34 protein-coding genes are annotated in these 22,718 nt (G+C 61.2%); 33 read left to right on the forward strand and 1 reads right to left on the reverse strand.

What is annotated here, in order from left to right; genetic code table 11:
• Positions 1–365 precede the first annotated feature (365 nt).
• The 16 genes from ACVWZN_RS08355 to ACVWZN_RS08430 all read left to right on the forward strand — a co-directional run bounded on the left by ACVWZN_RS08355 (position 366) and on the right by ACVWZN_RS08430 (position 9,645).
• On the forward strand, positions 366–869 hold the full coding sequence (locus ACVWZN_RS08355; protein WP_456953404.1) for a hypothetical protein: 504 nt from the start codon (positions 366–368) through the stop codon (positions 867–869).
• A 103-nt stretch (positions 870–972) separates the two neighbouring features.
• Positions 973–1,800, forward strand: a complete 828-nt coding sequence (locus ACVWZN_RS08360) for a nucleotidyltransferase domain-containing protein (protein ID WP_456953405.1) — start codon at positions 973–975, stop codon at positions 1,798–1,800.
• A 370-nt stretch (positions 1,801–2,170) separates the two neighbouring features.
• Complete coding sequence (locus ACVWZN_RS08365) at positions 2,171–2,602, forward strand: hypothetical protein (RefSeq protein ID WP_456953406.1); 432 nt, start codon at positions 2,171–2,173, stop codon at positions 2,600–2,602.
• A 363-nt stretch (positions 2,603–2,965) separates the two neighbouring features.
• A complete protein-coding gene (locus tag ACVWZN_RS08370; protein ID WP_456953407.1) occupies positions 2,966–3,436 on the forward strand; it encodes a toll/interleukin-1 receptor domain-containing protein in 471 nt (156 codons plus the stop codon).
• Positions 3,437–3,964: 528 nt separating this feature from the next.
• The gene (locus ACVWZN_RS08375) at positions 3,965–4,402 is read left to right on the forward strand and encodes a hypothetical protein (RefSeq protein ID WP_456953408.1); all 438 of its coding nucleotides are present in this window, start codon (positions 3,965–3,967) and stop codon (positions 4,400–4,402) included.
• A gap of 19 nt (positions 4,403–4,421) precedes the next feature.
• Positions 4,422–4,763 carry a hypothetical protein gene (locus tag ACVWZN_RS08380; RefSeq protein ID WP_456953409.1) on the forward strand — a complete coding sequence of 114 codons (342 nt, stop codon included), beginning with the start codon at positions 4,422–4,424 and terminating at the stop codon, positions 4,761–4,763.
• Between the two features lie 59 nt (positions 4,764–4,822).
• Positions 4,823–5,173: a hypothetical protein gene (locus tag ACVWZN_RS08385; protein WP_456953410.1), complete on the forward strand. Its 351-nt coding sequence runs from the start codon at positions 4,823–4,825 to the stop codon at positions 5,171–5,173.
• Positions 5,174–5,240: 67 nt separating this feature from the next.
• A complete protein-coding gene (locus ACVWZN_RS08390; protein WP_456953411.1) occupies positions 5,241–5,657 on the forward strand; it encodes a hypothetical protein in 417 nt (138 codons plus the stop codon).
• A gap of 78 nt (positions 5,658–5,735) precedes the next feature.
• Positions 5,736–6,032, forward strand: a complete 297-nt coding sequence (locus tag ACVWZN_RS08395; protein ID WP_456953412.1) for a hypothetical protein — start codon at positions 5,736–5,738, stop codon at positions 6,030–6,032.
• Between the two features lie 290 nt (positions 6,033–6,322).
• On the forward strand, positions 6,323–6,652 hold the full coding sequence (locus tag ACVWZN_RS08400; protein WP_456953413.1) for a hypothetical protein: 330 nt from the start codon (positions 6,323–6,325) through the stop codon (positions 6,650–6,652).
• A 70-nt stretch (positions 6,653–6,722) separates the two neighbouring features.
• On the forward strand, positions 6,723–7,028 hold the full coding sequence (locus ACVWZN_RS08405) for a hypothetical protein (RefSeq protein ID WP_456953414.1): 306 nt from the start codon (positions 6,723–6,725) through the stop codon (positions 7,026–7,028).
• 69 nt (positions 7,029–7,097) lie between these two features.
• On the forward strand, positions 7,098–7,553 hold the full coding sequence (locus ACVWZN_RS08410; protein WP_456953415.1) for a hypothetical protein: 456 nt from the start codon (positions 7,098–7,100) through the stop codon (positions 7,551–7,553).
• Positions 7,554–7,990: 437 nt separating this feature from the next.
• Positions 7,991–8,374 carry a hypothetical protein gene (locus ACVWZN_RS08415; protein WP_456953416.1) on the forward strand — a complete coding sequence of 128 codons (384 nt, stop codon included), beginning with the start codon at positions 7,991–7,993 and terminating at the stop codon, positions 8,372–8,374.
• A 146-nt stretch (positions 8,375–8,520) separates the two neighbouring features.
• Positions 8,521–8,766 (forward strand): hypothetical protein, encoded by a 246-nt coding sequence (locus ACVWZN_RS08420; protein WP_456953417.1) that lies wholly within the window; start codon positions 8,521–8,523, stop codon positions 8,764–8,766.
• A gap of 425 nt (positions 8,767–9,191) precedes the next feature.
• Positions 9,192–9,326, forward strand: coding sequence for a hypothetical protein (locus tag ACVWZN_RS08425; RefSeq protein ID WP_456953418.1), 135 nt, complete (start codon positions 9,192–9,194; stop codon positions 9,324–9,326).
• Positions 9,327–9,396: 70 nt separating this feature from the next.
• The gene (locus ACVWZN_RS08430; RefSeq protein WP_456953419.1) at positions 9,397–9,645 is read left to right on the forward strand and encodes a PspC domain-containing protein; all 249 of its coding nucleotides are present in this window, start codon (positions 9,397–9,399) and stop codon (positions 9,643–9,645) included.
• Positions 9,646–10,243: 598 nt separating this feature from the next.
• Here ACVWZN_RS08430 and ACVWZN_RS08435 read toward each other — a convergent pair.
• Positions 10,244–10,588: a hypothetical protein gene (locus tag ACVWZN_RS08435; protein ID WP_456953420.1), complete on the reverse strand. Its 345-nt coding sequence runs from the start codon at positions 10,586–10,588 to the stop codon at positions 10,244–10,246.
• A gap of 1,078 nt (positions 10,589–11,666) precedes the next feature.
• On the opposite strand from ACVWZN_RS08435, the gene ACVWZN_RS08440 reads away from it, so the two are divergent.
• From ACVWZN_RS08440 to fliE, 17 genes are all read left to right on the forward strand, one after another.
• The gene (locus ACVWZN_RS08440; RefSeq protein ID WP_456953421.1) at positions 11,667–12,176 is read left to right on the forward strand and encodes a DUF2726 domain-containing protein; all 510 of its coding nucleotides are present in this window, start codon (positions 11,667–11,669) and stop codon (positions 12,174–12,176) included.
• Between the two features lie 69 nt (positions 12,177–12,245).
• Complete coding sequence (locus tag ACVWZN_RS08445) at positions 12,246–12,599, forward strand: DUF6404 family protein (protein WP_456953422.1); 354 nt, start codon at positions 12,246–12,248, stop codon at positions 12,597–12,599.
• Positions 12,600–13,320: 721 nt separating this feature from the next.
• Positions 13,321–13,656 (forward strand): hypothetical protein, encoded by a 336-nt coding sequence (locus tag ACVWZN_RS08450; protein ID WP_456953423.1) that lies wholly within the window; start codon positions 13,321–13,323, stop codon positions 13,654–13,656.
• Between the two features lie 58 nt (positions 13,657–13,714).
• On the forward strand, positions 13,715–14,230 hold the full coding sequence (locus ACVWZN_RS08455) for a hypothetical protein (RefSeq protein WP_456953424.1): 516 nt from the start codon (positions 13,715–13,717) through the stop codon (positions 14,228–14,230).
• 29 nt (positions 14,231–14,259) lie between these two features.
• Positions 14,260–14,490 (forward strand): hypothetical protein, encoded by a 231-nt coding sequence (locus ACVWZN_RS08460; RefSeq protein ID WP_456953425.1) that lies wholly within the window; start codon positions 14,260–14,262, stop codon positions 14,488–14,490.
• A 77-nt stretch (positions 14,491–14,567) separates the two neighbouring features.
• Complete coding sequence (locus tag ACVWZN_RS08465; RefSeq protein WP_456953426.1) at positions 14,568–15,065, forward strand: hypothetical protein; 498 nt, start codon at positions 14,568–14,570, stop codon at positions 15,063–15,065.
• Positions 15,066–15,554: 489 nt separating this feature from the next.
• Positions 15,555–15,965: a hypothetical protein gene (locus ACVWZN_RS08470; RefSeq protein ID WP_456953427.1), complete on the forward strand. Its 411-nt coding sequence runs from the start codon at positions 15,555–15,557 to the stop codon at positions 15,963–15,965.
• A gap of 75 nt (positions 15,966–16,040) precedes the next feature.
• Positions 16,041–16,340, forward strand: coding sequence for a YrhB domain-containing protein (locus ACVWZN_RS08475; RefSeq protein WP_456953428.1), 300 nt, complete (start codon positions 16,041–16,043; stop codon positions 16,338–16,340).
• A gap of 60 nt (positions 16,341–16,400) precedes the next feature.
• A complete protein-coding gene (locus ACVWZN_RS08480) occupies positions 16,401–16,700 on the forward strand; it encodes a hypothetical protein (protein ID WP_456953429.1) in 300 nt (99 codons plus the stop codon).
• A 108-nt stretch (positions 16,701–16,808) separates the two neighbouring features.
• Complete coding sequence (locus ACVWZN_RS08485; protein WP_456953430.1) at positions 16,809–17,273, forward strand: hypothetical protein; 465 nt, start codon at positions 16,809–16,811, stop codon at positions 17,271–17,273.
• Positions 17,274–17,522: 249 nt separating this feature from the next.
• The gene (locus ACVWZN_RS08490) at positions 17,523–17,993 is read left to right on the forward strand and encodes a hypothetical protein (RefSeq protein WP_456953431.1); all 471 of its coding nucleotides are present in this window, start codon (positions 17,523–17,525) and stop codon (positions 17,991–17,993) included.
• A gap of 84 nt (positions 17,994–18,077) precedes the next feature.
• The gene (locus ACVWZN_RS08495) at positions 18,078–18,491 is read left to right on the forward strand and encodes a hypothetical protein (RefSeq protein ID WP_456953432.1); all 414 of its coding nucleotides are present in this window, start codon (positions 18,078–18,080) and stop codon (positions 18,489–18,491) included.
• Between the two features lie 204 nt (positions 18,492–18,695).
• Complete coding sequence (locus ACVWZN_RS08500) at positions 18,696–19,061, forward strand: hypothetical protein (protein WP_456953433.1); 366 nt, start codon at positions 18,696–18,698, stop codon at positions 19,059–19,061.
• A 104-nt stretch (positions 19,062–19,165) separates the two neighbouring features.
• Positions 19,166–19,816: a GNAT family N-acetyltransferase gene (locus tag ACVWZN_RS08505; protein WP_456953434.1), complete on the forward strand. Its 651-nt coding sequence runs from the start codon at positions 19,166–19,168 to the stop codon at positions 19,814–19,816.
• A gap of 490 nt (positions 19,817–20,306) precedes the next feature.
• Positions 20,307–21,380 (forward strand): OmpA family protein, encoded by a 1,074-nt coding sequence (locus ACVWZN_RS08510; protein ID WP_456953435.1) that lies wholly within the window; start codon positions 20,307–20,309, stop codon positions 21,378–21,380.
• Between the two features lie 226 nt (positions 21,381–21,606).
• Positions 21,607–21,987, forward strand: a complete 381-nt coding sequence (locus ACVWZN_RS08515; RefSeq protein ID WP_456953436.1) for a VOC family protein — start codon at positions 21,607–21,609, stop codon at positions 21,985–21,987.
• Positions 21,988–22,330: 343 nt separating this feature from the next.
• The gene (gene fliE, locus ACVWZN_RS08520) at positions 22,331–22,690 is read left to right on the forward strand and encodes a flagellar hook-basal body complex protein FliE (protein ID WP_456953437.1); all 360 of its coding nucleotides are present in this window, start codon (positions 22,331–22,333) and stop codon (positions 22,688–22,690) included.
• Positions 22,691–22,718 lie beyond the last annotated feature (28 nt).

The following is a 22,718-nucleotide window of genomic DNA, read 5'->3' on the forward strand; positions in this document are numbered from 1 at the left end:
CGTTTGTCGGCATTGTTGGCCTCTATCTGCTCGGTGAACGCGCCCATTCTCGGAACGTCGTCGAACGATCCCGCGATATTCCGCGCCGCGCTCCCGTCTCTGGTTGCGGTAGCGTGCGTCGCTGCCTTTACCTGCTCATGGTCACGGCGGCGCCAGCTCAAGCGCTCGGCGTTAATGGGCTTGGTCGTCGGCCCGGCCGTGGCATTCTTGGCATATGAGCTGTATCCACTCGTGCATCGTTGGGCTTGAGGCCTAACAATTCGTCCAAGCCGACGCCGCTTCGCGGCGCGGCTTAACTCAGGTGTTAGGCCTCACTTGCCGGTATGTCGCGGCCGCTAGACCGAATTTCACTATTGGAGAATCTAGTGTTCCAACGAACCGCTCGGAAAGTACTGCTGGGCGGCCTGCTCGTCCTCGCGATCTCGGCGGCCGCCTATGCACAGAATTGGCGCTCGCCCAGCGGTTGGCCCCGCGATGCTGACATGCTGTCAGGCGAGCTCTTTCCGCTCAGCACCTATTTTGGCGTGTGCAGAATCGGCCCCGGCGTGCTGCGCGCCAACATCTCAAATGGGATGCGGGGTCACTTTGCTACCATGGCAACCGTCGTTGATGATGGAGAACTGTCCGTTGAGATCGGCAAGTTTTCCTTCGTGGCGGGCTCAACTCTTGTGGATCTGCCAGCTTCGCCAGGCCGACGCATAAGACTGCTGACGGAACACGGCGAAGAGAGCCTGCTGGTCACCGGTCTACAGCGCTCGAGCGACACGATGAGCGTTATCAGCTACAAGCAGAATGATCGTGAGGAGTATCGTGCTGCGCTCCGACTAGCAAACAAGTTGGTAGCTTGCGGGCTGTCTCGACGCCTATAGTTGCCCGGCAGCCGCAATGATGGCCGAGGTGAGGCCTAACAATTCGTCCAAGCCGACGCCGCTTCGCGGCGCGGCTTAACTCAGGTGTTAGCCCTCAGAAGCCATGATTCTCGAAGACATCAGAACCGAGATCCTGCTCCGCCTTCGCAACGTTGAGGCCGAGCACGGCGTTCGCATCCTGCTAGCGATTGAGTCGGGTAGCAGGGCTTGGGGGTTTGCCTCCCCGAACAGCGACTACGACGTGCGCTTCATCTACATGCGGGAGCCCGAGTGGTACCAAGCTGTGGATCTGGAAGAGCGCCGCGACGTGATCGAGTACCCAATCGTGGATGACATCGATCTGAATGGCTGGGATGTTAGAAAGGCGCTTCGCTTGTTCTGGAAGTCCAACCCGGCGTTCGTGGAGTGGATCCAGTCCCCCATCACCTACATCGACCAGAGTCTGTTTCGGGAGGCTGCGCTCGCGCTACTCCCTGAGATCTACTCGCCGGAAAAGGGCATCTACCACTACCGGAGCATGGCCAAGACAAACTATCGGGGCTATCTCCGCGAGCCCGTGGTCCGGCTGAAGAAATACTTCTACGTGCTTAGACCGCTGCTCGCCGCGCGCTGGATTGCCAAAACTGGGGCTGCTGCTCCGATCGAGTTCGAGAAGCTTCTGTCGCTCCTCCGGCAGGAGCCAGCTGTTCTGTCCGAAGTGCACGCACTCCTCGAGAAAAAGCGAGGTGCGCCCGAGCTAGGACTCGCCCCAGCAGTTCCTCCACTCAATGCCTTCATCGAAGCGGAGCTTGAAGGCGGCCTTGTAGAGAGTCCACCGAAGTCCCGAGCGCCACGAGTCGTGAACGAACTTAACGAGCTGTTTCATCGTGTCCTTGAAGAGTACAGGGCTAACAATTCGTCCAAGCCGACGCCGCTTCGCGGCGCGGCTTAACTCAGGTGTTAGCGCCCACGCCGGGATGCTCCTCGGTCGTCGGACTAATCGCTCCTCGCGCTTCATAGCTCACGGCTACATCAGCTGGCAGGTTCACGACTGCAAGCTTGCGCCGCTCGAACTGTCCAGGTTCGTCTCGCGGTACGAATGGCGGCGCCAACTTGCCGGCCGCATCGGCTCTGGCGTCGTCACCATCGTCGCCGTTCGACGCGCCTGCGGCCCCCCGCTCCGTCTATCTCGCGGTCCGGCCTTTCATGCGAGACTTTCGCGACGTTGAGAAGCGCGCCAATGTCCCGGCGCGTGGGCTCTAACAATTCGTCCAAGCCGACGCCGCTTCGCGGCGCGGCTTAACTCAGGTGTTAGCACTCACATGCGAATGTATCTGCTTTCCAATGACGGCCGCCGGCACCTTTTGGAGTTCCTGCGCAACCTCACGCCGCAAGCGCTCCTCTTATCCACTGCAATCGTGCTCTTCTCGCTTTGGCGAAAGCATCCTGACCAGTACGTCTACCTAGTACTTGTTGTAACGACGTCCTTCCTGTGCTTGGTCGCGTCCATCGCCAATGCGGACAACTTTCTGGACAATGCCTTCAGCGAGGGGGCAGCGATCGTCCTAGAACGCGATCGCTTGAGGGCGGCTTTCGGACCCGGCGGCGTTACTGGATGGCAGATTCTCCTATACGTTTGGAAAGAAAAGCCCGTCACATTGGTCGAGCTAGTCATCGCGATCGTTTTTCTCTACAGCGCTCTCGCCGCCATGGTATTGGCCGCGGTTTCGGCGGCGGCCAAAGCACTACAGTGAGTGCTAACAATTCGTCCAAGCCGACGCCGCTTCGCGGCGCGGCTTAACTCAGGTGTTAGCGCGCACTGGTTACTTCATCTATAGCCCGGCCATTGAGCCGACTGTTGGAGGACTGATACATGAGTAGATGCACCGCACCAGTACGCGGTCATAGTTCAGCAGCGGCTGCCGCCGCCTGCCCCGCTTGCCGTCATCGCAGCTCACGCTACGGCGGAGGTTTACGGCGGCGGCTCCTACTATCCGTCGACGAGTAGTTACAGCTACCCCAGCTCGCGCAGCGGCACTGGCGGGAGCTCTGGTGGCAGCCGCAAGACCTCAAAACCTCGATGGTCGAGAGCTGGTTCGGCCGTGTTTTACACGCCCATGGAAGTGCGGTCGCTCACCCCAGTCCGCGAGTCGGTTGAGGTCCAGGCCACGCGCCACCCGGACCGTCGCGACGTGTTCCTTTGCCATGCTTGGGATGATCGTCAAGGCGCCGCCAAGGAGCTCCACGACCTGCTCGAAGCAGCCGGTGTCAAAGTCTGGTTTAGTGAAAAAGACCTCGGCCTAGGCGTGCCGATGATGCGCGCAATCGATCGCGGATTGGCGAACTCCAAAGTTGGGCTCGTGCTAGTCACGCCCGCACTGCTCGCGCGCTTGCCAAAAGAGAGTGTCGCTGACAAGGAGCTTTCGACGCTTCTAGCGGGAAATCGGCTCGCACCTATCGTGCACAACACCACGTATGAGGCGCTCCGCGACGTCAGTCCAATGCTTGCTTCGCGAACCGGCTTGGATACGGCCGAGGATTCAATGTCGGAAGTCGCGGCAAAAATCGCCGAGCTCGTTGCCATCTAGGGTGCGCACTAGCAATTCGTCCAAGCCGACGCCGCTTCGCGGCGCGGCTTAACTCAGGTGTTAGGGCGCATGAAGAAGCTTTGCCGTCTAGCGATCTTTTCCGCGCTCGTTGTCGCTGGCCAGTCGGCCACCGCCGCGTGCTTGCACTACGACCTCCCGACCATAGAGCTCGTCGGCCGGGTATCTCGAGTTGAGTCGCCAGCCAATCGACCAGCTGGCGAGCAAAACTATTCTTGGTACTTCGAGCCCGAACAGCCGCTGTGTATTGCTGCCGGCTCTAAGGCGCTTGGCAACGTCGCGGTCCGAGGCGCTCGTCGCTTCGAAATCCTGACGCCCGAGTCCGGCCAAAGTCTCATACCTTTTCTCGGCAGGAGCGTCGGACTGCAAGGAACGTTTGTGCCCACACGAATGCCGCACTTCCACCACCTGACGTTTTCGGTGGAGTCGGCTAGGCTGCGGCATGCGCCCTAACAATTCGTCCAAGCCGACGCCGCTTCGCGGCGCGGCTTAACTCAGGTGTTAGCTGCCATGAACAAGAGTCTCGCCATCGGCACCTTCATTTTCGCGCTTCTGGATATTGTTCTGGGACTCGGCAGCGCGGCGGCGCTCGACGCGATAGACATGAAATCCGGGCTTGTGTACTACGTCCTCAACGCCGGCGTAGTGATTCCAGTGGCCGTGCTTGCCGGTCGCCGCGTTGGGCGCATGAGCCACACCTCCCTGCTGGTCGCTAGTGCCATCCTGCTGGTCGCCACCATGTGGGCGATGCGCTACATCCTTAATGCTGTAGCGATTCCGGCAGGCGGCCACGTTGGCTGGAGCGAATACCTCCACGCCATTCACCCGGGGCAGTTCGCACTAGACACGGCATTCGCGCTCCTGGTGCCGCAGGCGTGGCTAGCCGTTCTTAATCGCATGGCAGCTAACAATTCGTCCAAGCCGACGCCGCTTCGCGGCGCGGCTTAACTCAGGTGTTAGCGCGCAGATGAATGCGATCGCAGGTGCAATCCCAAAAGGCTTCTTCCGTCGCTGCTGGTCTGGCGAGACGAAGCTCTGGCAAGCGTACTGGCTCGTTGGTGTGGCTGGGCAGTTGGCTGCCCTACTGATCTGCTTTGCTGTCACGTATCCATTTTGGTGCGGCCCGCAAGACAATTGGTGGTCCGATGGGCTGTCCGGCGTGGTGCTGATCAGCTACGCCGTGTACGCGTCGGTGAGCATTTGGCGTTGTGCGCCCAACGCGTCAAGCGGAATTTGGAGTGCACTAGCTCGCGCGGTGCTCGTGTTGTCCCTGGCGGCCGCCGCCTTGGGTCTCTGGCGTGCGCGCTAACAATTCGTCCAAGCCGACGCCGCTTCGCGGCGCGGCTTAACTCAGGTGTTAGCCCCCGCATGACAGAACCAGACGCACCCGTCGGATTCGGCGACACGGTCACGATTCTGGAGACCGCAGACACTGTTGGAGCCGGCATCGCGGGACACGAGGGCGAGGTCTATGGCTTCACCACGCCCTCCGGAACGGGCGTGGATGTGGTCGGGTCACTCGCCGAAGACTTCGCCATCAATGTTTACGTCGAGTCCTTGGGCCGAGACTTCTGGCTTGACCCGTCCGCAGTGCAGCTTGTGTCCCGTCCCGATGTGATGGAGTTCGGAGCTGCTGGTAAGACAATTCGGGTCACGCGAACGGCTGACGGCTACGTTGAAGAGATCGTTGGCAAGCGCCCGTGGTGGAAATTTTGGTAGCGGGGCCTAACAATTCGTCCAAGCCGACGCCGCTTCGCGGCGCGGCTTAACTCAGGTGTTAGGCCCTATGCGAAGAATGCTCGCAGTCGCGGTGGTCGTCCTGTGCAGTGGTTGCGCTCGCGAGCAGGATGACGCAATTGCGGCAATCTTCGACCGCAACCCGAAGCCGCCTGTCTACGTTTGCATTTCGGTAGCGAACGCTGATCCATCAGCTCGCCTGTTGAACTTGGCAAAACGTCACAACCCGAAGGTCTTGCCCGCGAGCCAATGCCACCGTGGCCGCACCCGCTACCAGACGGCGTCGGGGCAACCTGCTGAGGCGTGGGGTATTGATTCGCTTGAGTGGCATGGCCGCAATAAGGTGCGTATCACTCTTACGTCGGGCAGGGGCGAGTCGTTTGGTAGCTCTGGCTGGAGCTACACCGTAGAAAAGCTCAGTGGGGTCTGGATCGTCACCGCCGAGGATATGGAGTGGATATCCTAGGGCCTAACAATTCGTCCAAGCCGACGCCGCTTCGCGGCGCGGCTTAACTCAGGTGTTAGCTGACATGGGAGACCGACGATGAGCTTGTCCAAGCCACAGCGCGGCGTTGCTCTCGGGGCCGGGTCCGCACTTGCTGTTACCGCGGTAACGCTGTTGGCCGCTGCCATGCGGCACACCGAAGCGTTAGGGTTCGATGCGCGCTTGCACCTTTTGGCGTTAAGCGTCTTGGCCCCTGCGCTAGCGCTCCTGGTCTGTATCGGCCGGCTCGCCAACCACCGGTTCGATACCCCGGAAGATCTCGACGGCAGCGGGCTCACCGTTGGGTCAGCCCGAGCAAAGTTGCTGCAAGCGCTGTTGCAGAACACGCTCGAATAACTCGCCATAGCCCTTCCGGTCTATGCCGCCTGCACCCTGCTGGGCTCGGCGTGGCTCGCCGGCGCAGTTCCTGTTGCGTCCGTGCTTTTCCTGGTGGGCCGCGGGTTGTTCTTCTGGGGCTATGCTCGTGGCGCACCAGGACGTGCAATGGGCTTTGGGCTCACGTTCTACCCCACAGCCATCTTGCTGGTCTGCGCTCTTGTGGCTTCAGCGCGTCACGCTGTCAGCTAACAATTCGTCCAAGCCGACGCCGCTTCGCGGCGCGGCTTAACTCAGGTGTTAGGCGGCACATGCAGTCCCACAGCGACTTGATCGAAGCCTACCGAGCCGCTGGCGGTGATCCGTCAGTGGTAGCCACGTTCTGGGAACAATCGCCACTTGGTTCGGCGCAGCTCGCCTCGCTGGCCGAGCACATTGGGGCGTCCTACGTAGCAGGTCGCCTTTCGTACTCGCTGGCAAATGGCCTTCTGAACGAGATCATGCCGCTGGCAGGCTGGGAGCAGGCGCCGCAGCGGTTCTGGCAGTTCTATGTGGCCTTTGAAGACTCCGAGACTTTGGCAGAGCCGGACCCGCAGGCTAGGCTTGCGGTGCAGGCGGTGCTGAACGCGGGTGCCGCCTAACAATTCGTCCAAGCCGACGCCGCTTCGCGGCGCGGCTTAACTCAGGTGTTAGCTGTTACAGGACTTCGACATGGGCTTTGATCCGTTCCCCATCCTGGTACTTTCGCTCTTGGTGGTTGTGTTCGCGCTGCTCGCGCGCATCGACAGCCGCACGGCCAAGAACGAGCGAATGTTGCGCGCTCTCATAGCGCATCTGGGCGTGACGGCCACAGGGCACGTGCCGCCATCCGACAAGGTTCTGGCTTTGCTCGGCAAACCCGGTGGTACCGTCGCCGCGATTCGGCAGTACCGGGCCGAGACTGGGCTCGGCCTCAAGGAAGCCGCCGAAGCAATTGGAAGCTTCAGTTCCTCGTCTTCGGCTCGTGATGCCAGCTAACAATTCGTCCAAGCCGACGCCGCTTCGCGGCGCGGCTTAACTCAGGTGTTAGCGTTCAGGGGAACAACCATGAGTCTCGCCAGAATTCTCGTTGCCGTCGCATTCGCGGCTCTCGCGGGTAACGCGTTGGCTGCGCGCCCTAGCGAAGCTGAGCTTTCCATTGCCGGCGAGACCTGCCAGCAAGAGGGTGCGCGGACTCTCTTGGCATACCGCGGGCGGGAGTCAGGCATTCCAGAAAGCACATTCAATGCACAGCTTCCGGCGATAACGACTGCCAGCACGAGATATGTCGTGGCCGCACATCGCATCCTCGCGGATGTCTACCGGCTCAGGGACCTGAGCGACGACACGTTGTACTTCTATCAGTTTCAGGTGTGTCGCGTCGAGTCCATCACTGGCGCCGATATTGAAACTACGCGCAGCATTGAAAAGGCGCTTCGCGCTTGCGAGGCTAAAGGCACCAGCGACAAAGATGCCTTGCAAGCCTGCACGTTCAAGGCGGTCCTAGCGGCGATTCCCGGCTAGAACGCTAACAATTCGTCCAAGCCGACGCCGCTTCGCGGCGCGGCTTAACTCAGGTGTTCGCCTGCAGCTTTTCGTTCTGGTGGTTGGGTGAGCTGCACGCTGCTCCGCCGTTTTCGCGTCGGCCGGTTTCGCAGCGGCTTTTGCACCATCAGGCTGCGCCCCATTTGTCCCGCAGCAGCTCCGCGGCTGAAGTTGCGCGCAGCATCCCGCGGCGCACCGCGTTGTCCACCTTCGGTTCTTGCTTCGGCCACTTCCCGCGCGGCGCTTCCGCATTGTCCGGCGGCGATGTTGCGCGTGCGGCGTACGGCGGCACTCGGGGGCGCCCTGCCCGGCTCACCTGCCTTCGGCCACGTGGTGCTTTGCGGTAGTCTCGCGTCGAACTAGTCGTTCAACCCGACGCCGCTTCGCGGCGCGGGTCAACTCCGGTGTTAGCGCTCATGAAGAAATCTCTAGCTTTCGTACTCGCCTGCACCACAGGTGTGGCATGTAATGCACAGATCCCCGAGGCAGGGTTGCCTAAATGGGTCGTGGGGTACTGGGTGCAGACCCAGGACGAAGATGGTGCGCCGGGCGATGACGGGGTGGAGTTCTGGGCCGACGGCACAGTCACGGTCTATGACGCGAAGTGCGGCACTCTAAGCCCCGGCACCGCCCACTTTCACGACGGCCTTCTGTACTCGACATTCGTTGCGCGAAAAGGGCCCATATCGCTGCTTTACGCGCCTACAGCGGACCACAAACAACTTGTGCTTACGTCCATTCGCACCGGAAACAATGCAACTTATGAGCGGTCGGCCGGCTGCAAAGTGGCTGAGCGCTAACAATTCGTCCAAGCCGACGCCGCTTCGCGGCGCGGCTTAACTCACGTGTTAGATTGCTGATGAGATACGTCTGCCTGCTCGTAGCATTTTCTTTCTTGTTTGCCGGGCGCGCGGAAGCTCAGACGTCCATTTCCCATAGCGACACGTTGAATGATCCGATCGATGTGGCGTTCGCCGAATGCGAGAACGATTGGGATGGCTCACAGCTCGCGGTCTGGTCGACTTGTGTCAGCCGGGCGGATCAGCAGTGGCGCACGTCCATGAATTCGAGTTACCGCGAACTGATGGCCAAGCTGCCTCGAAAAGACGGCCTACTACTCGCCAAGCGCAGGCGGCATGGAGCGAAGCTGTCGCTGCGGAACGCGCGTTCGTCGAAAGCCATGGAGACCTAACGGTGCTCTACGGTGCAGAGGGGGCGATTTCCTACCGCCGCGGGCTCATGCTTAAAACTCGCGCCAGAGCCTTGGAGTTGGCGGAGCACTTAGAGTTGTTCGCGCACAGTCGCACGCAATCTAACAATTCGTCCAAGCCGACGCCGCTTCGCGGCGCGGCTTAACTCAGGTGTTAGGCGGCAATTGCAGATGACTAGCTACCATTTCCACATTGAGATCCAGGCTCCCGTCGGCCTTCAAGGTATCGAAGCGCATCTGGACGGATGCACTTTTCCGTTAGAAGCGCACACCTCGGGATTTAACGGAAAGGTCGTGCTGCGGCTAGCTGCCGATCATGACGGGATCGACTTGATATGCCCACGTCGACCCACGAAACCATGCACGCGTCGGGCAACATGAGCTGCGAGGTTGAGGAGGCATGGTCTATGCTGATCAGCCTGTCGCAGACACTCACCGCTGCCGGCTATCCGCATCTAATTGGCATGGATGTCGGCGAGCGCATGCTAACGGTGTCGTTCAATTGCGAACTCTGGGCGGGCAGGCGCTGGGTTGCCGCCTAACAATTCGTCCAAGCCGACGCCGCTTCGCGGCGCGGCTTAACTCAGGTGTTAGGCCTCAATGGAGACAGCAATGGATTCGGAAAAGCCCTTACAGCTGAGGCTCGTCAAATCGTCTGCACGATGGCTGGCTGGCGTCTGCGGAGGGATCGCGGATTTCGTGGGCTGGACACCTCGGTCGGTTCGGTTCCTATGGCTCACCGTAACTGTCCTTACAGCCGTCATTCCCGCTGTCGTGGCGTATACCTTGCTTGCGGTCGCAATGCCTTCCAGTCGTCAGCCAGGTCAGCGCTTCCGCCTTGAGCAGTTCCGTGTGCAGTAGTCCGCCTTTGCTGCCTAACAATTCGTCCAAGCCGACGGCGCTTCGCGGCGCGGCTTAACTCAGCTGTTAGGCGGCACGCAAACTTCTTGGTGACATGTGAGAACAAACCCGACAGTTCTGTTGCTCTTTGCCGTGTGGTTTCTTGCTGGCTGCAATCGCCCGGAAGAGCGTCTGGATGAACTCCACATCGAGGCTGCAGAGGTCGGGGCCGTGCCGGCGTCCACGGTGGCAAATCTCCCGGCCGCGCAAGACGTTGTGGTTTTCAATCGTGGCCCGGGGCCAACCTCGACCGCGGTGTACCGTCACACCGTCGCGTGCCCGTCCCGGATGATCAACAGCATGAGCGGCATGAAGGTTCTTAAAGACCGAATCCAGCTCTGCTTTGAGCCCATTGAAGCTTCGTGCGCCGGAGGCAGTTCCGTTCTCCGCGTGCCCATACGAGCTGGCCGTTAAGTACGAGATGTATGGTGTCCCGGACAAGGTCACCCCGCGCTTCGAGATCGTCGGCAAGTGTTCGGGATTGGCGCGCGAGTGAGTCCCACTCAAGTGCCGCCTAACAATTCGTCCAAGCCGACGCCGCTTCGCGGCGCGGCTTAACTCAGGTGTTAGCTGCCATCAAACCTTCGGACGCACGCCCAATCATGTCGTTTACCTCCAGATCGAATCGTACGCGCACATTCAGACCGCTGATCCAGCTTTGGATACCGGCTGCATGGTGGCTCATCATTCCTCCCGCGCTGTTGCTGCTCTCCGTTTCCGCCGATATGTCCGTTGGAACCGTTGTGATTTTCTGGCTTTCGATCTGGTTCGGCTTTGCGGCTTGGGTCGGCCAACAGTTCTCGATCGCAGCAGATGGGTCCTTGAAAGAGGTTCGCGCCTTAAGCGCAATTGTCCTGTTCCTGGCCTTATCGGCGGCCGCTAGTTGGGTAGGAATGGAAGTCATGGGGGTAGTTGTCAGCAAACACCCTCCGGCCGGTGCCCGAGCAGCTAACAATTCGTCCAAGCCGACGCCGCTTCGCGGCGCGGCTTAACTCAGGTGTTAGGGCGCAAAATGCGAGCTCGTCAGTTGCCGTGGTCTCTCATTGCTTGGCAAGCGGGTCGCGCCGTACTCAGCGCATGCGCTCTCGCTGCCATTCTTGGCGTCGTCACGGTCGGCCTAGGGCTCGTATTCGGCAGGCCCTACGGCGTTGCCCATTTCTGGGTTCCTGTCCTAGTCTTACCGTTGTTCTTGGGCCCGCTACGCCTCCGCGAACTCCGTGCAAGCCGACAGATCCCCCTGGTAAGTCGTTCTGGCGCAGCGGTAACCGCAGCGTGCTTCGTGCTCGGGGCGCTATTAGGTGTTGGCTACGCAATACTCCTAGCCTCCTCGAGTGGAGGAATCACGGCCGAACCAGACCTATTGCAAGGTTTCGCTATCTGCGCAGCTGTTTCGGGCACCATTGCTGCAGCGGTCGGCGCGGTTCCAAAATTTTGGGCCTAGCGGGTTGCGCCCTAACAAGTCGTCCAAGCCGACGCCGCTTCGCGGCGCGGCTTAACTCAGGTGTTAGGGGGCTTGGGAAGAATGTTGCAGCTTGCGGCTCTGCTCATCGCAATCCTCGGGCTTGCACATTCGGTGCTCGGCGAGCGCTACATCCTCACCCGACTGTTTCGCCGAGATCTCCCAGAGCATTTCGGAGGCGCCGCGGTCACTCGCAACACGTTGCGCTTTGCATGGCACCTCACCACGGTGCTCGCCTTCGGTCTCAGTGTGGTTCTTGTCCAGCTCGCCGGCAGCCCGTCGCCTAAGGTGATCGCTCGCACCCTAGGCTGGTGTTTCATCGCGTCCGGCGTGCTGCCTCTATTGTTCACCCGCGGACGGCACTTGGCGTGGGTTGTATTGTTCGCAGCAGGCGGGTTGTGTCTCATTTGGGCCGCCCCCTAACAATTCGTCGAAGCCGACGCCGCTTCGCGGCGCGGCTTAACTCAGGTGTTAGGTGCCAGGGGGAACAGTTCGGATGTCATGGCTTCTAGTTCTAGTCGTCGTGGTTGCACTGGTCCTCGTGTTTGCCGCGGCCGCCGAGAAGGCCAAGAACGCTAGCGGTACTTCAATCGGCTATGCCTATGAGCCGACCAAATTTCTATTCTCGGCTGCCGAGCGGTCGTTTCTTGGCGTTCTAGATCAGGCCGTTGGCCCTGAGCACCGAGTTCTCGGCAAGGTTCGGCTCGCGGATCTAGCCAAGGTCAAGGCTGGGCTCACCAAATCCGCTCGGCAGGGCGCACTAAATCGTGTCGCGGCAAAACATCTGGATTTCGTCGTTTGTCGTGCCAGCGATCTTTCCGTGATCTGTGGCGTGGAGCTCAACGATCGCTCCCACGCGAGCCAGCGTGCGCAAGCACGCGATGAGCTTGTGGCTCAGGTATGCCAGGCCATCCGCCTGCCACTCGTCACGGTCGCCGCCCAGCAGACATACTCGGTTCAAGAGGTGCGCGAGCAGTTTCTGGCGGCCGTAAGTCCGCATCCGAAGTTGCACAGCTTGGCACCTAACAATTAGTCCAAGCCGACGCCATTTCGTGGCGCGGCTTAACTCAGGTGTTAGGTGCGCTCATGAACCATCAGCAGCGTGTGGATCTCTACAAGCAGTACACGGCGGCATCCGGCTGACCCCAACGATGCCGTTCCATATCTCTGGCAGCTGGCATGGGCACGTGGCTGGGAGATCCCGCCTCCGCCCTTCCTGAGCGGCCTCGCCTTGGTTCTGTTTGCCGCAGTTGCGTTTCCGGTGCTTGCGCTTTTCATATGGCTTATCACCATGTTCCGCCCGCACTCGCACATGCCGTTCCACATCGCTGTCTGGCTAGCCGCAGCGGCAGGCGCGGTTGGCGTCATCGCAACCCCGATCTACTTTCACCGCATGGCCAAGCGGTACGGGCTCGCCAATTGGTCAACATTCCGTGGTGTGCGGCAGCGCACCTAACAATTCGTCCAAGCCGACGTCGCTTCGTTCCGGCTTTTGCAGTGGCAGGAAAAGCTTGCCACTGCAAAGCCTCCACTACGCGGCGCGGCTTAACTCAGGTGTTAGGGGGCAGGTGTGCGTATTCCAGCAATCGCAGCAATAGTCGTCGCAGTCGGAGGCCCTGCTTCTGCGGCGAACCGCTTCAAGCTCGTCGTCGGTGGCCCCAGCGCCGAGGCTACCGTAGTAAATGATTTTGGCGCTCCGATCGCCGCCCGCATCTTCCGCAAAGCCGACGACTGCTCTGGCGGGAAGCTGTACTTGATACCTGGCGGGATCGTGCCGCCCCGGACATCGGTGGCTGCGCGAATCCCGGCGGGCCCGCTCGCGTCGTTCTACCTTGAGACCGGCAAGCCGCTCTATTCCTGTTTCGTACCTTTCAGCTTCCAGCCGCAGCCCGGCGCCAAGTACGAAATTAGGTTCTCGGCCGTCCAAGGCGAGACATGCTCGGTTTCCGTAGCCCATGTCGAGGCGGACGGCTCGAAAATGGCCGAGCCCACATTCACGCGGCGCGAATGGCGCTCACCTTTCCTAGAGAGCGGCTCATTCTGCAAAGCTGCCCCCTAACAATTCGTCCAAGCCGACACCGCTTCGTTCCGGCAAACATAGGGCAGGAAAAGCTTGCCCTATGTTTACCTCCACTACGCGGCGCGGCTTAACTCAGGTGTTAGGCCCCGGAACCAATATGCTTGCGCTCGCCCTACCCGTATATCTCATCGCATGGTTCACCGGCGCAGCCAGTTTGGCCATGTATTTTGCGGCGTCGCACGAGCTCAGGCGGCGCATCACTGCCGAGCATCCGGAATTGTTAGCGCGATATCGTGCCGGCGTTGGTCGCATTGTCGACCCGCTTCTTCTGTTACGGCTCGCCTTGGTTGTGCACCGCGAGGCCGTGGACCGGCTCTCACCCAACGTCCGGCCGGTGTACGCTGATTCGACTCGCTATCTGCGGCGCTTCATCGTGGCAGCGATCGTTGCTCTGGCAATGCGGCTCTGGCAACCCGCGATCGCCGGGGCCTAACAATTCGTCCAAGCCGACGCCGCTTCGCGGCGCGGCTTAACTCAGGTGTTAGGCGGCTATGAAATTGTCCGAACTACATGCGGCTTTTCTTTCCGAACTCGCCGGGCAGTTGCCGGGCTGGAAGTTCGTAAGCAGCCAACGGCACTTCAAACGGGTCGAAGGCTCCGCCAACTGGCTGTTCCACATTACATTCGCAAACCACTACAACGCATTCGATGCGCTCGGCGACGTGGCTGTGGAATACGTAGCGGCGAGAAAAAGAGTAGCAATCATCGGCGCACAGTTGGGAAATATCTCTCGCACGGGGTATTCCCCACACGCAGTCTCGTCGCCGGCATCGGCCGTTGAATCCGCTCGCAACCTCGCAACCGAGTTCAAGACGGTCGGCGTGCCCTTTCTCCAGCGCTACTCTAGTCCGGCAGTCACGTTAGCTACACTTGAGCGCGGGAATGGCGAGGCTTCGCTGATTAGCCCTGTCAGTGAATGGCATGCGGAGCAGATAGCAGCGCTGCGACAGCTTTGTGCACCGCATAACAATTCGTCCAAGCCGACGCCGCTTCGCGGCGCGGCTTAACTCAGGTGTTAGGCGGCAGAGACAGTGGAATGGCGATCTTGAAGTTGACAGCAGCGCACTGGGTGGAAGCCGTCACGTCTGCCGCGTTTTCGGCCGGCGCCTTGGGAATCCTTGTGGCGATCGGGTCGCCGTATATTGGGCGCGAGGTTCACGTGAGCGACATAGACCTGATTGCGTTAGTGCTGTTTCCCATTTGCCTGTGCGGCTGGGTGCTGGAGATGCGCAGGCGGGAAAAGAAGCAGACGAGCAGCGGTGGTTAAATCATCGCGCCTGCCGCCTAACAATTCGTCCAAGCCGACGCCGCTTCGCGGCGCGGCTTAACTCAGGTGTTATGTGCATGAAAAGCTTCTTGGCGGCAGCACTCCTGCTTTCCGGAACACCAGCACTAGCGATCACGCCGCCCGAGATCGAGCACTCGGTGCAAGCCGTCGGAGCTGCCCGCACCGTCAAAGCCATCTGGAACAGCGAAGCCGATACGAGGCGCTTACTTGCTGGTGTAGCGTCAGCCAAACCAGCCTGGCTGCGTGTGGGAATGTTATTGGCCGCCGCCGCAGATGCCGGAGCGTCGGAAGAGCTTGACGATGCCTTCTCCTCTGCGTTGCTCGTTGCGCCCTATCGGGTTCTGCCGCTGGTCAGGAGTGGCTGGTGGCCGCCTGGTGCGCAGCTCTGCCATTTCGAACCCGACAGCGAGTTACCGGGAGGATCGGCGGCGTATGCTCGTCGCCTCGCGGCCGCGCTGGATCGGCAACGCACCCGCTCGGGCAATGCACTTCGTGCGGAGTGCCGCCGCGGAATCAAGACCACGATTTCCGCTTCGGCCGGTGCGGGCACATAACAATTCGTCCAAGCCGACGCCGCTTCGCGGCGCGGCTTAACTCAGGTGTTAGGGCCCGATCGCTCACAGGCGCTCCAACTTCTAGAAGAATCGTTTGCTCGGGGCAGCAACACGCCTTGTAGCTGGGCGCCAGACAGAAACGCATACATCGCAAAGCAGCAAGACAAGCTTCGTGCCTGCGTCGTCGACCCATTTCTAACCCTCGTGGCGACCGGGGAATGGGCACAGAAACATTGCAGCCGCTCGGCGGAACCTTATCCTCTGTACGCCATTGCGAAACTCGGTAGCCAATGGCTGTTGTATAGCGAACCGACCGGAGAGTTCTTCCTCGGCTACGGTGAGTTAGGCAATCCAGAAGGGCTTTCCATGCTCGGCTTCTCGTCAAGCGATGCGCTCGCGGAGTGGCTGGGCTAGGGCCCTAACAATTCGTCCAAGCCGACGCCGCTTCGCGGCGCGGCTTAACTCAGGTGTTAGGCCTCAGGAATCGACATGCACGTGATCCGGTTTTCACTTCTCGCAGTCGCGCTTCTATTCGTTAGTGTCGGCCACGCCGCCGATAGGCCGTACACCAACTGCGTGAACTCGCGTCGCCTGCACAGCATTGTCAAAGAGGCGCCCGACTACTTGCCGTCACAGGCCGTCGATACCCTAGCGAAACGCACGTCCATTGCTTCGTTCAATGTGCTGCGTCTTATCTCGGCGGCTTCCGGTGACGCGGCGTGTGTCGCGGTCTTGGTAGATGAAAATGGCATTCCCCAGGATGTCGCCGTCTATTCACCGGCGCGCCTGGCACTGCTGCCCGAGGAGCGCGCCGCCATGTTTGCCGATCGGTTCTCGCCTGCACACAAAGCAGGCATACCCGTGAAGTCGATCGTTGTCGCTGCTTACTACTTCGACTAGCCTGAGGCCTAACAATTCGTCCAAGCCGACGCCGCTTCGCGGCGCGGCTTAACTCAGGTGTTAGGCCCCGCACAGATGATCACCGCTGCCCAAGCCAGAAGCATCGTCTCTGCGCACCTCGCTGGCTTCGCCGACGCGTCTCAGTGTGAAATGGCGATCCTAGACTCCGCCACCATTGAGAAAAGCTTTGGCTGGGTGTTCTTCTACCAGTCTCGCCAGTATCTGGAGACGGGAGAGTTTGCGCACCGGCTCGCGGGCAACGCTCCACTCATAGTCAACCGAAACACCGGGGACATTCGCACCACCGGCAACGCTTTCCCGATCGAGCACTATCTTGCGCAGTACGAGGCGTCGCTCTCCACGGGCGGGGCCTAACAATTCGTCCAAGCCGACGCCGCTTCGCGGCGCGGCTTAACTCAGGTGTTAGGCGGCGAAATGAAGTATTCGGATGGCTCGGAAGTACAGCTCGGCGACCTAGTGAGCGTGCCGGTTCCCACTGGCTCTGCACTCGCGCGAGTGGTGATGCTCGGCGACTCGGGTGAACACCTGCCGATAGATTCCGATTTTCTCCAATGGGTCCAGATGGGCGGCGTGCTCGCGCGCGAATCTGTAGTGATCGAATGGACCGTTGAGAACCCGTTTGCTCATCAGGACCCAACGCTCGCTCCCGTGGGAAACTACATGTTCACGGCGGTGGACGAATGGGTCGAGCTAACAGCCCGGTCTGCCGCCTAACAATTCGTCCAAGCCGACGTCGCTTCGTTCCGGCTTTAGCAGTGGCAAGAAAAGCTTGCCACTGCAAAGCCTCCACTATGCGGCGCGGCTTAACTCACGTCTTAGGCCTTGGAAAAGACTTCGCTAGCACTGGTGGGCCTGTTTGCGGTGCTCCCGGCGTTCGCTGCCGGCGGTAACAGCCGCCTGTCAAATGAGCTTTTCCCGCTCAGCCCGTACTACGGCGCGTGCCTTAAGAGCACAAGCGTTAGCTGGTCGAGCATTCGCAGCGGAACGTACGGCTACGCGAGCGTTGTTGACCTCACCGCCGAAGGCGCACAACTCAACCTGAGCGTTGGGCCTTTCATGATCGAACCGGGCTCGGCTATCTCCGAGCTTCCGCGCTCCCCCGCACGCGCACGGGTACAGGCTGTCGGCGCGGGCCGCAGCACTTGTTTGCTCGTGTCGAACATTCCAGGCGCAGGCGAGAGTCGCGTAAGCATTCACTATGCAGTTGCAGGCAAGCGATCACGCGCTGCCGCACTGGTCGTCGCTAACGGCTTGGTTGGTTGCCGGCTCTTGGGAAGCAATGAATGAATGTTTGCGGTGTTTCCGTTGCGCCTCCGCGGGCCAAGGCCTAACAATTCGTCCAAGCCGACGCCACTTCGCGGCGTGGCTTAACTCAGGTCTTCGCGCAATCGAAGCAATAGGGCAAGTGCGTCACTCAGAATGCGGACATCGGAAAGTACGCCACCAGCCACCCTCCTTGACCACGGTCGGTTGCCCGTCCAGCATCACGAAACCCAGTGGCGAATGCCGCCATGGCCAAGCGAGGAGCATGCGCCAATGAAAAATCCGTTTTCCCTGAAATGGGGTAAGGCGCAGCCGGCTCCGGCGGGGCCGATCTACGAGGAAGTACCGCTCCAGACGTCCACTACCCTTCGGAGCTACGCGGACAACCTGCTGCAATCGCTCCGCTCCAATGTGTCGCCATCTCTTGGATACGACGCGGAGAGCATCAAGTGGCTGTCGGACGATGTGAGTGCGCAGCGCGCGGCATATTCCGGCGAGCCCAAGGTGAAGGTCGCGAACATCTATGGGGCGTTTCTCGGCACCGCGATCATCGAGCACTACAAGGCCCTGAATGGCCGCTGGGTCGAGAATCAGGAGGGCATGGGTGTGCTGTTGCCCGAGCACTCCAAGATCGTTTTCCCGATCACGCGCGTGTTCAAGCAGATCGAGGATGGTGATGACTACTCCATGCTCAGCATCTTTCTTGCGATACCGCAGCTGGTTGACGCCGCCGCCCCGCGCTAGGCGTGTGCGGGCGTTGTCGAGAGTGGCGCTCCCGAACTCGTGCAACCGGACGCCGCTGCGTGGCTTGACCGGAGTTCCAAACCTTTGAACGCAGCCGATTCGCATCCCAGGCTCTTCGGCGTGGCCATCATCGCGGTCGGCGTCTTTACGGCCGGCATGATCGCGCTGTACCCCGAAGGATTGAACGCCCCGGCCTGGGTGGCGTATTTGGCAGCCACCGCGTTTGTGGTCGCCGGTTGCGCGCAATTGGCGAGCGCGTTCAATCGCCCGCGCCTAGGCGAGACGCTGGCCTTGGCGATCGTCGGCCTCATGCTGCTGATCGAGCTCTGGGTGGCCGCCGGATCGGGCGCACGGAGGTGCCTTGTAAGCGGGATTGGTGCGTCTGGCGTCGGATCGGGATCCGTGTGCCGTGGTGTCTTCGCGGCGTCTGCCGTCCTACTTGCCGCTATGCTGCTGATCGGACTCAGGGGCTGGTGGAAACGGCGATCGGACATATAGCAATTCCCCCAAGCGGCGCCGCTCGCGCGGCGCGTTCGAGTGCTCGACGATCTTGCGGCAGAGTCAAGCTGATAGCCGTTCGAGGCGCGGGATTTTCGGGATACTCGCGGCGATATGGCGGCACCTGTGCTTTGACGACGCGTCCTCGTGCGTTGACTTCCGTGTCAGGTATTCACTGGTCTGTCCGCAAAACTGGAGAGTGACATGAAGCGCCTTGTACTGATCGCGTTAGTCGCGCTGCTTCCGATCGGGGCGAGCTCAGCGGCCGAACCCGTCGGATTCGTCGGCTCCATCTGGGACAACGGCGGCGTCAGCTTCAAGTTCGACGACCTCATACCGCCGGGACAGACGCGCACCATGGCATTACCGGGTGGGCAGGTCGTGGAAATGTCGGTGGACGCTACCGGCCAATCCACTGTGCGCCTGGTAGACCGCGCCGGGAAGGAACTGCACTCGAGCGCCAGCCCGCCGGGCGGCCCGAACCCAAGGCAATTCATGTATGCGTTTTGCCGCAAAGGCGCGGTCGCGTACTCGAGCCCACCGCAGGCGAACAAGTCGGGCTGCCCGTAGCAGCGGCGACCACGGGCCGAAGCCTCGCTGCGTCGCAACGAGGCTCGATCGAGGTGCACGCCTTCAGTCAGCGCTTGGGGAACTGACGCGAGGTCTCGCTGCACGTGAAGTACCGCATGGTCTCGAACGACCGGCGTTCGCGCCGGATCTCCAATGCCCGCGCGGCACTGACGGGCAGCATGCGCCCGCAGCTGTACCCTTGCGTGGCTCGAATGGCGGGACGCGGGCAGCGCATCGCGTCAACGCGCCCCGATGCACCACACGCGGCCACGTTATCCGTTCGACTACCTCAGGCGGATGCGAGCACGCCGAAGCACCGGCACCTACCGACACGCGCCACTCCGCCGCGCGGGTCGCCGACAATTTTGCCGACAGAGACAGGACATAACTTGCAATCTCGCGACCTCCAGTTCCGCGCTGACTGGCACTTCGAGGAAAGCGAGGAGCGGCAGCATTACGTCATCGAGCCGTGGCTGGATGGCGTTCGCATCGGACGTGCGTACGGCTGGTTCAGCGCTGGCGGCAAATTTGTTCTGGAGAAGATCGAAGTCGATTCCGCGATGCGGTCCCGCGGGTACGGCTCGGCGGTCATCGAACAGTTGCGGCTGAAGGCTCGGGAGAAGGGTTGCATCGAGTTCGTGATCAAGGGCGTACGGATGAGCAACCACCGGGCGATCGCTTTGTACGAAGCAATGGGCGCGAAGCCGATACAGACGTCAGACACGCTCCTTTCGTTCGTGATTTCCCCTCCGTAAGACGTCGTGGTGTTGTCCTTCGCCGTGTGCGAAGCACGCGAGCTGGTCCGAGGGACGCCGCTTGTAATGCACGCCGCTGCATCGACGGCGGCGTGGCGTAGATCGGGCCCTGATCGGCCCTCCGGTTGCGAAGAGGCTCACGGAGCCCAAGCTCGTCATATTCGCAGCGACACAGAAATCCGTCCGCTGCGTTTGCGGTTGCCAGGCAGACGACGTCGCGATCACAAAAGGCCGACGCAGCGTTGAGAGTGAGTTCCGCGCGGACATGTATATGTACTGGACACGTGGTCGCGCCCGCTACGTGACATCAACGCGGCCGCCATACGCATCACACACGACAACGCGTCGGCGCTACAGATATTCCGACCTGCCTCCACAGGCGAACCGTCGTGCCCATTGGTGCAGATTCACGGTTATTGAACAACCGCGATTTCGGTCGCGATCAATCTCTCAAGCGGCGGCCACGGGGCTCGCGACTTGGAGATGTGCCATGCAACGGAAGTCGAAGATCTGGAGTGCGGTTGCAACCGTTGTTCTCGGGGGTCTCGCTGCTGCGCCGTCCTGGGCCGTGGAGATCATTACGCGGGACGACATCGTCAACAACGTGGTCAAGACGAATCAGCTGGTGAAGGTTGCAGACAATGCGATCTTCCTGCTCGACACGTCGTCATCGTCGAACCGGGATTTCGAGGACACCGATCGCCCGGTGGTGCAGGTGGTGACGGATCTGATGAAGGCGCGCAACGCGTACTTCCCGGATCTCGGCCACAACGTCGGCATCTACACGTACACGGATTGGCAGGACAACCTGCCGGTGCAGCCGTACAACCGCGAAAAAGTTGCGGCCGCGCTGGATACCGTGCGCACGAAGGGCTCGGGTATTACACCGCTCCGCAGCGGGCTGGTGAAGCTAGAGAGCATCGTGAAGCCGCTGCAGGGACGCACCGCGGCGTTCGTGTTCTGGGACGGCGAATACACCGGCGCGAATCCTGCGGACGTGGCGCGCAAGATCGCGAAAGAGAATGACGTCTGCTTCTACGTGATCAGCAGTGCGACGGGCTCGCGCGCAGAGTCGTTGAAGGCGGACGTCGCGACGCTCAATTCCTGCTCGCGCGTCATTCCGCTCGCGGACTTCGTGCACCACCCCGACTACACGAGCGGCGCGCTGTACGACGTCAAGGTGACCGAGCATGTCGAGACGTCGACCGACAAGAAGATCGTCGGCCTGAAGATCGATGACGTGAACTTCGCGACCAACAAGACGGCGCTGGTCGCGGCTGACACCGCGGATCTCGACAAGGTTGCGGCCCTCATGAAGGAGAAGCCGCAGTCGTACGTGGTGATCGCCGGCTATACCGACAACGTCGGCAGCCGCGACCATAACGAAGGCCTTTCGCGCCGACGTGCCGACATGGTCGGCAGCTACCTGGCGACGCAGGGCGTGGACGAGTCGCGCATGGTGAAGTTCTGGTACGGGCCGAACAATCCGAAGGTGGCCAACACGTCGCCGGCGAACCAGGCGACGAACCGGCGCGTCGAACTCGCGGTGGGTCTGGGCGAATAACGCGCGTCAACGCTTTCGGTCGACGAAAGGCCCCGCCAAGCGCGGGGCCTTTTTGTTTATATCGACGCGCATACACGTGTCGCACGGACGACGACCGGCACCCCGTCGCATTCGTGCGCCGCTACCATCGCCCGACCGGCGTGCAACGTGACATCTCCTGCGCGACGCGAATGCCGAGACCTCGTCGTTCGGCGCCATCCGACTGTTGTGCAGCAAGGGGAAAGCAATGGAACGCGTGACCGGCATCGGCGGTTTGTTTTTCAAGGCGAAGGATCCGGCCGCGCTTTCGGCGTGGTATCGCGATCATCTGGGCCTGGACGTGAAGCCTTGGGGCGGCGCGAAGTTGACCTGGGGTACGCCCGAGAACCCGTCCGGCACGACCGCGTGGACGCCGTTCCCGGCCGACACAAAGCATTTCGAGCCGAGCACAGCGTCCTTCATGGTCAATTTCCGCGTGCGTGACCTCACGGCGCTGCTGGCCGCCCTGCGCACCGAGGGCTGCAATGTCATGGATCGCGTGGACGACTCCGAATACGGCAAGTTCGGCTGGGTGATCGATCCGGAGGGCAACAAGGTCGAGCTGTGGGAGCCGCCGGCGGGGAAGTAGTCCGTAACGCTGGTCGCTCGGCCAACGTCGCTCCGGGCGTGTTTCACCCGCCATTACGTTGAAGAACCGGCAGTACGGTGCGGAAGCCGCGGTGCCCTGCGGCGTGGCGGTCGCGGTCGCACATAGATGACTTCGACTGTCCGGGCCCGACCGCCGCTTCGCCGCGGCAGTCGACCCGCGGGTCCTGCCGGACGCATCGGTCTAGACCCCGCAACAACCGCCGCTTGCACCACCCAAGCGGCCCTAGAACCCCATCAAATCCGCCACCGCCGGTTTCCCGGCGCCTTCGTGGCACGCCGCTTGCCTGAGCCCCGTCGAGTTCCCGTGACGAGCCCGCCAGGCCATGACCGACGCGATTTCCTCCGTTCTGTCCCAGATCCGCGCCCACGAGACGCGGATGCGTGGCATGTCGGACATCGCCTCCGGCACCGGCATCGCGCGCATCGGCGGTGCGCCGGCCGGTGTCGAAGGCACCTCGGGTGGCGGATTCAAGACCGCCATGTCGAACGCCATCGACAACGTCAGCAAGGTGCAGAACGACGCCAGCGAGCTGCAGCGCGCGTTCGAACTCGGCGACCCGAAGGCGGACCTCGCCCGCGTGATGGTCTCCATGCAGCAGTCCCAGGTTGCCTTCCGCGCCACGGTCGAGGTTCGAAACCGGCTGGTGCAGGCGTACCAGGACGTCATGAACATGCCGATCTGACGGCACCCGACCTGACGATCGATAGAGA

This window comes from Lysobacter sp. HA35, from assembly GCF_054061195.1.

Bases quoted from the DNA above. Each gene is read 5' to 3' on its own strand.
- ACVWZN_RS08360 (WP_456953405.1), top strand. From the start codon at position 973: ATGATTCTCGAAGACATCAGAACCGAGATCCTGCTCCGCCTTCGCAAC.
- ACVWZN_RS08365 (WP_456953406.1), top strand. From the start codon at position 2,171: ATGCGAATGTATCTGCTTTCCAATGACGGCCGCCGGCACCTTTTGGAG.
- ACVWZN_RS08370 (WP_456953407.1), top strand. From the start codon at position 2,966: ATGGAAGTGCGGTCGCTCACCCCAGTCCGCGAGTCGGTTGAGGTCCAG.
- ACVWZN_RS08375 (WP_456953408.1), top strand. From the start codon at position 3,965: ATGAACAAGAGTCTCGCCATCGGCACCTTCATTTTCGCGCTTCTGGAT.
- ACVWZN_RS08380 (WP_456953409.1), top strand. From the start codon at position 4,422: ATGAATGCGATCGCAGGTGCAATCCCAAAAGGCTTCTTCCGTCGCTGC.
- ACVWZN_RS08385 (WP_456953410.1), top strand. From the start codon at position 4,823: ATGACAGAACCAGACGCACCCGTCGGATTCGGCGACACGGTCACGATT.
- ACVWZN_RS08390 (WP_456953411.1), top strand. From the start codon at position 5,241: ATGCGAAGAATGCTCGCAGTCGCGGTGGTCGTCCTGTGCAGTGGTTGC.
- ACVWZN_RS08395 (WP_456953412.1), top strand. From the start codon at position 5,736: ATGAGCTTGTCCAAGCCACAGCGCGGCGTTGCTCTCGGGGCCGGGTCC.
- ACVWZN_RS08400 (WP_456953413.1), top strand. From the start codon at position 6,323: ATGCAGTCCCACAGCGACTTGATCGAAGCCTACCGAGCCGCTGGCGGT.
- ACVWZN_RS08405 (WP_456953414.1), top strand. From the start codon at position 6,723: ATGGGCTTTGATCCGTTCCCCATCCTGGTACTTTCGCTCTTGGTGGTT.
- ACVWZN_RS08410 (WP_456953415.1), top strand. From the start codon at position 7,098: ATGAGTCTCGCCAGAATTCTCGTTGCCGTCGCATTCGCGGCTCTCGCG.
- ACVWZN_RS08415 (WP_456953416.1), top strand. From the start codon at position 7,991: ATGAAGAAATCTCTAGCTTTCGTACTCGCCTGCACCACAGGTGTGGCA.
- ACVWZN_RS08425 (WP_456953418.1), top strand. From the start codon at position 9,192: ATGCTGATCAGCCTGTCGCAGACACTCACCGCTGCCGGCTATCCGCAT.
- ACVWZN_RS08430 (WP_456953419.1), top strand. From the start codon at position 9,397: ATGGATTCGGAAAAGCCCTTACAGCTGAGGCTCGTCAAATCGTCTGCA.
- ACVWZN_RS08435 (WP_456953420.1), bottom strand. From the start codon at position 10,588: ATGACTTCCATTCCTACCCAACTAGCGGCCGCCGATAAGGCCAGGAAC.
- ACVWZN_RS08450 (WP_456953423.1), top strand. From the start codon at position 13,321: ATGCTTGCGCTCGCCCTACCCGTATATCTCATCGCATGGTTCACCGGC.
- ACVWZN_RS08455 (WP_456953424.1), top strand. From the start codon at position 13,715: ATGAAATTGTCCGAACTACATGCGGCTTTTCTTTCCGAACTCGCCGGG.
- ACVWZN_RS08460 (WP_456953425.1), top strand. From the start codon at position 14,260: ATGGCGATCTTGAAGTTGACAGCAGCGCACTGGGTGGAAGCCGTCACG.
- ACVWZN_RS08465 (WP_456953426.1), top strand. From the start codon at position 14,568: ATGAAAAGCTTCTTGGCGGCAGCACTCCTGCTTTCCGGAACACCAGCA.
- ACVWZN_RS08470 (WP_456953427.1), top strand. From the start codon at position 15,555: ATGCACGTGATCCGGTTTTCACTTCTCGCAGTCGCGCTTCTATTCGTT.
- ACVWZN_RS08475 (WP_456953428.1), top strand. From the start codon at position 16,041: ATGATCACCGCTGCCCAAGCCAGAAGCATCGTCTCTGCGCACCTCGCT.
- ACVWZN_RS08480 (WP_456953429.1), top strand. From the start codon at position 16,401: ATGAAGTATTCGGATGGCTCGGAAGTACAGCTCGGCGACCTAGTGAGC.
- ACVWZN_RS08490 (WP_456953431.1), top strand. From the start codon at position 17,523: ATGAAAAATCCGTTTTCCCTGAAATGGGGTAAGGCGCAGCCGGCTCCG.
- ACVWZN_RS08500 (WP_456953433.1), top strand. From the start codon at position 18,696: ATGAAGCGCCTTGTACTGATCGCGTTAGTCGCGCTGCTTCCGATCGGG.
- ACVWZN_RS08510 (WP_456953435.1), top strand. From the start codon at position 20,307: ATGCAACGGAAGTCGAAGATCTGGAGTGCGGTTGCAACCGTTGTTCTC.
- ACVWZN_RS08515 (WP_456953436.1), top strand. From the start codon at position 21,607: ATGGAACGCGTGACCGGCATCGGCGGTTTGTTTTTCAAGGCGAAGGAT.
- fliE (WP_456953437.1), top strand. From the start codon at position 22,331: ATGACCGACGCGATTTCCTCCGTTCTGTCCCAGATCCGCGCCCACGAG.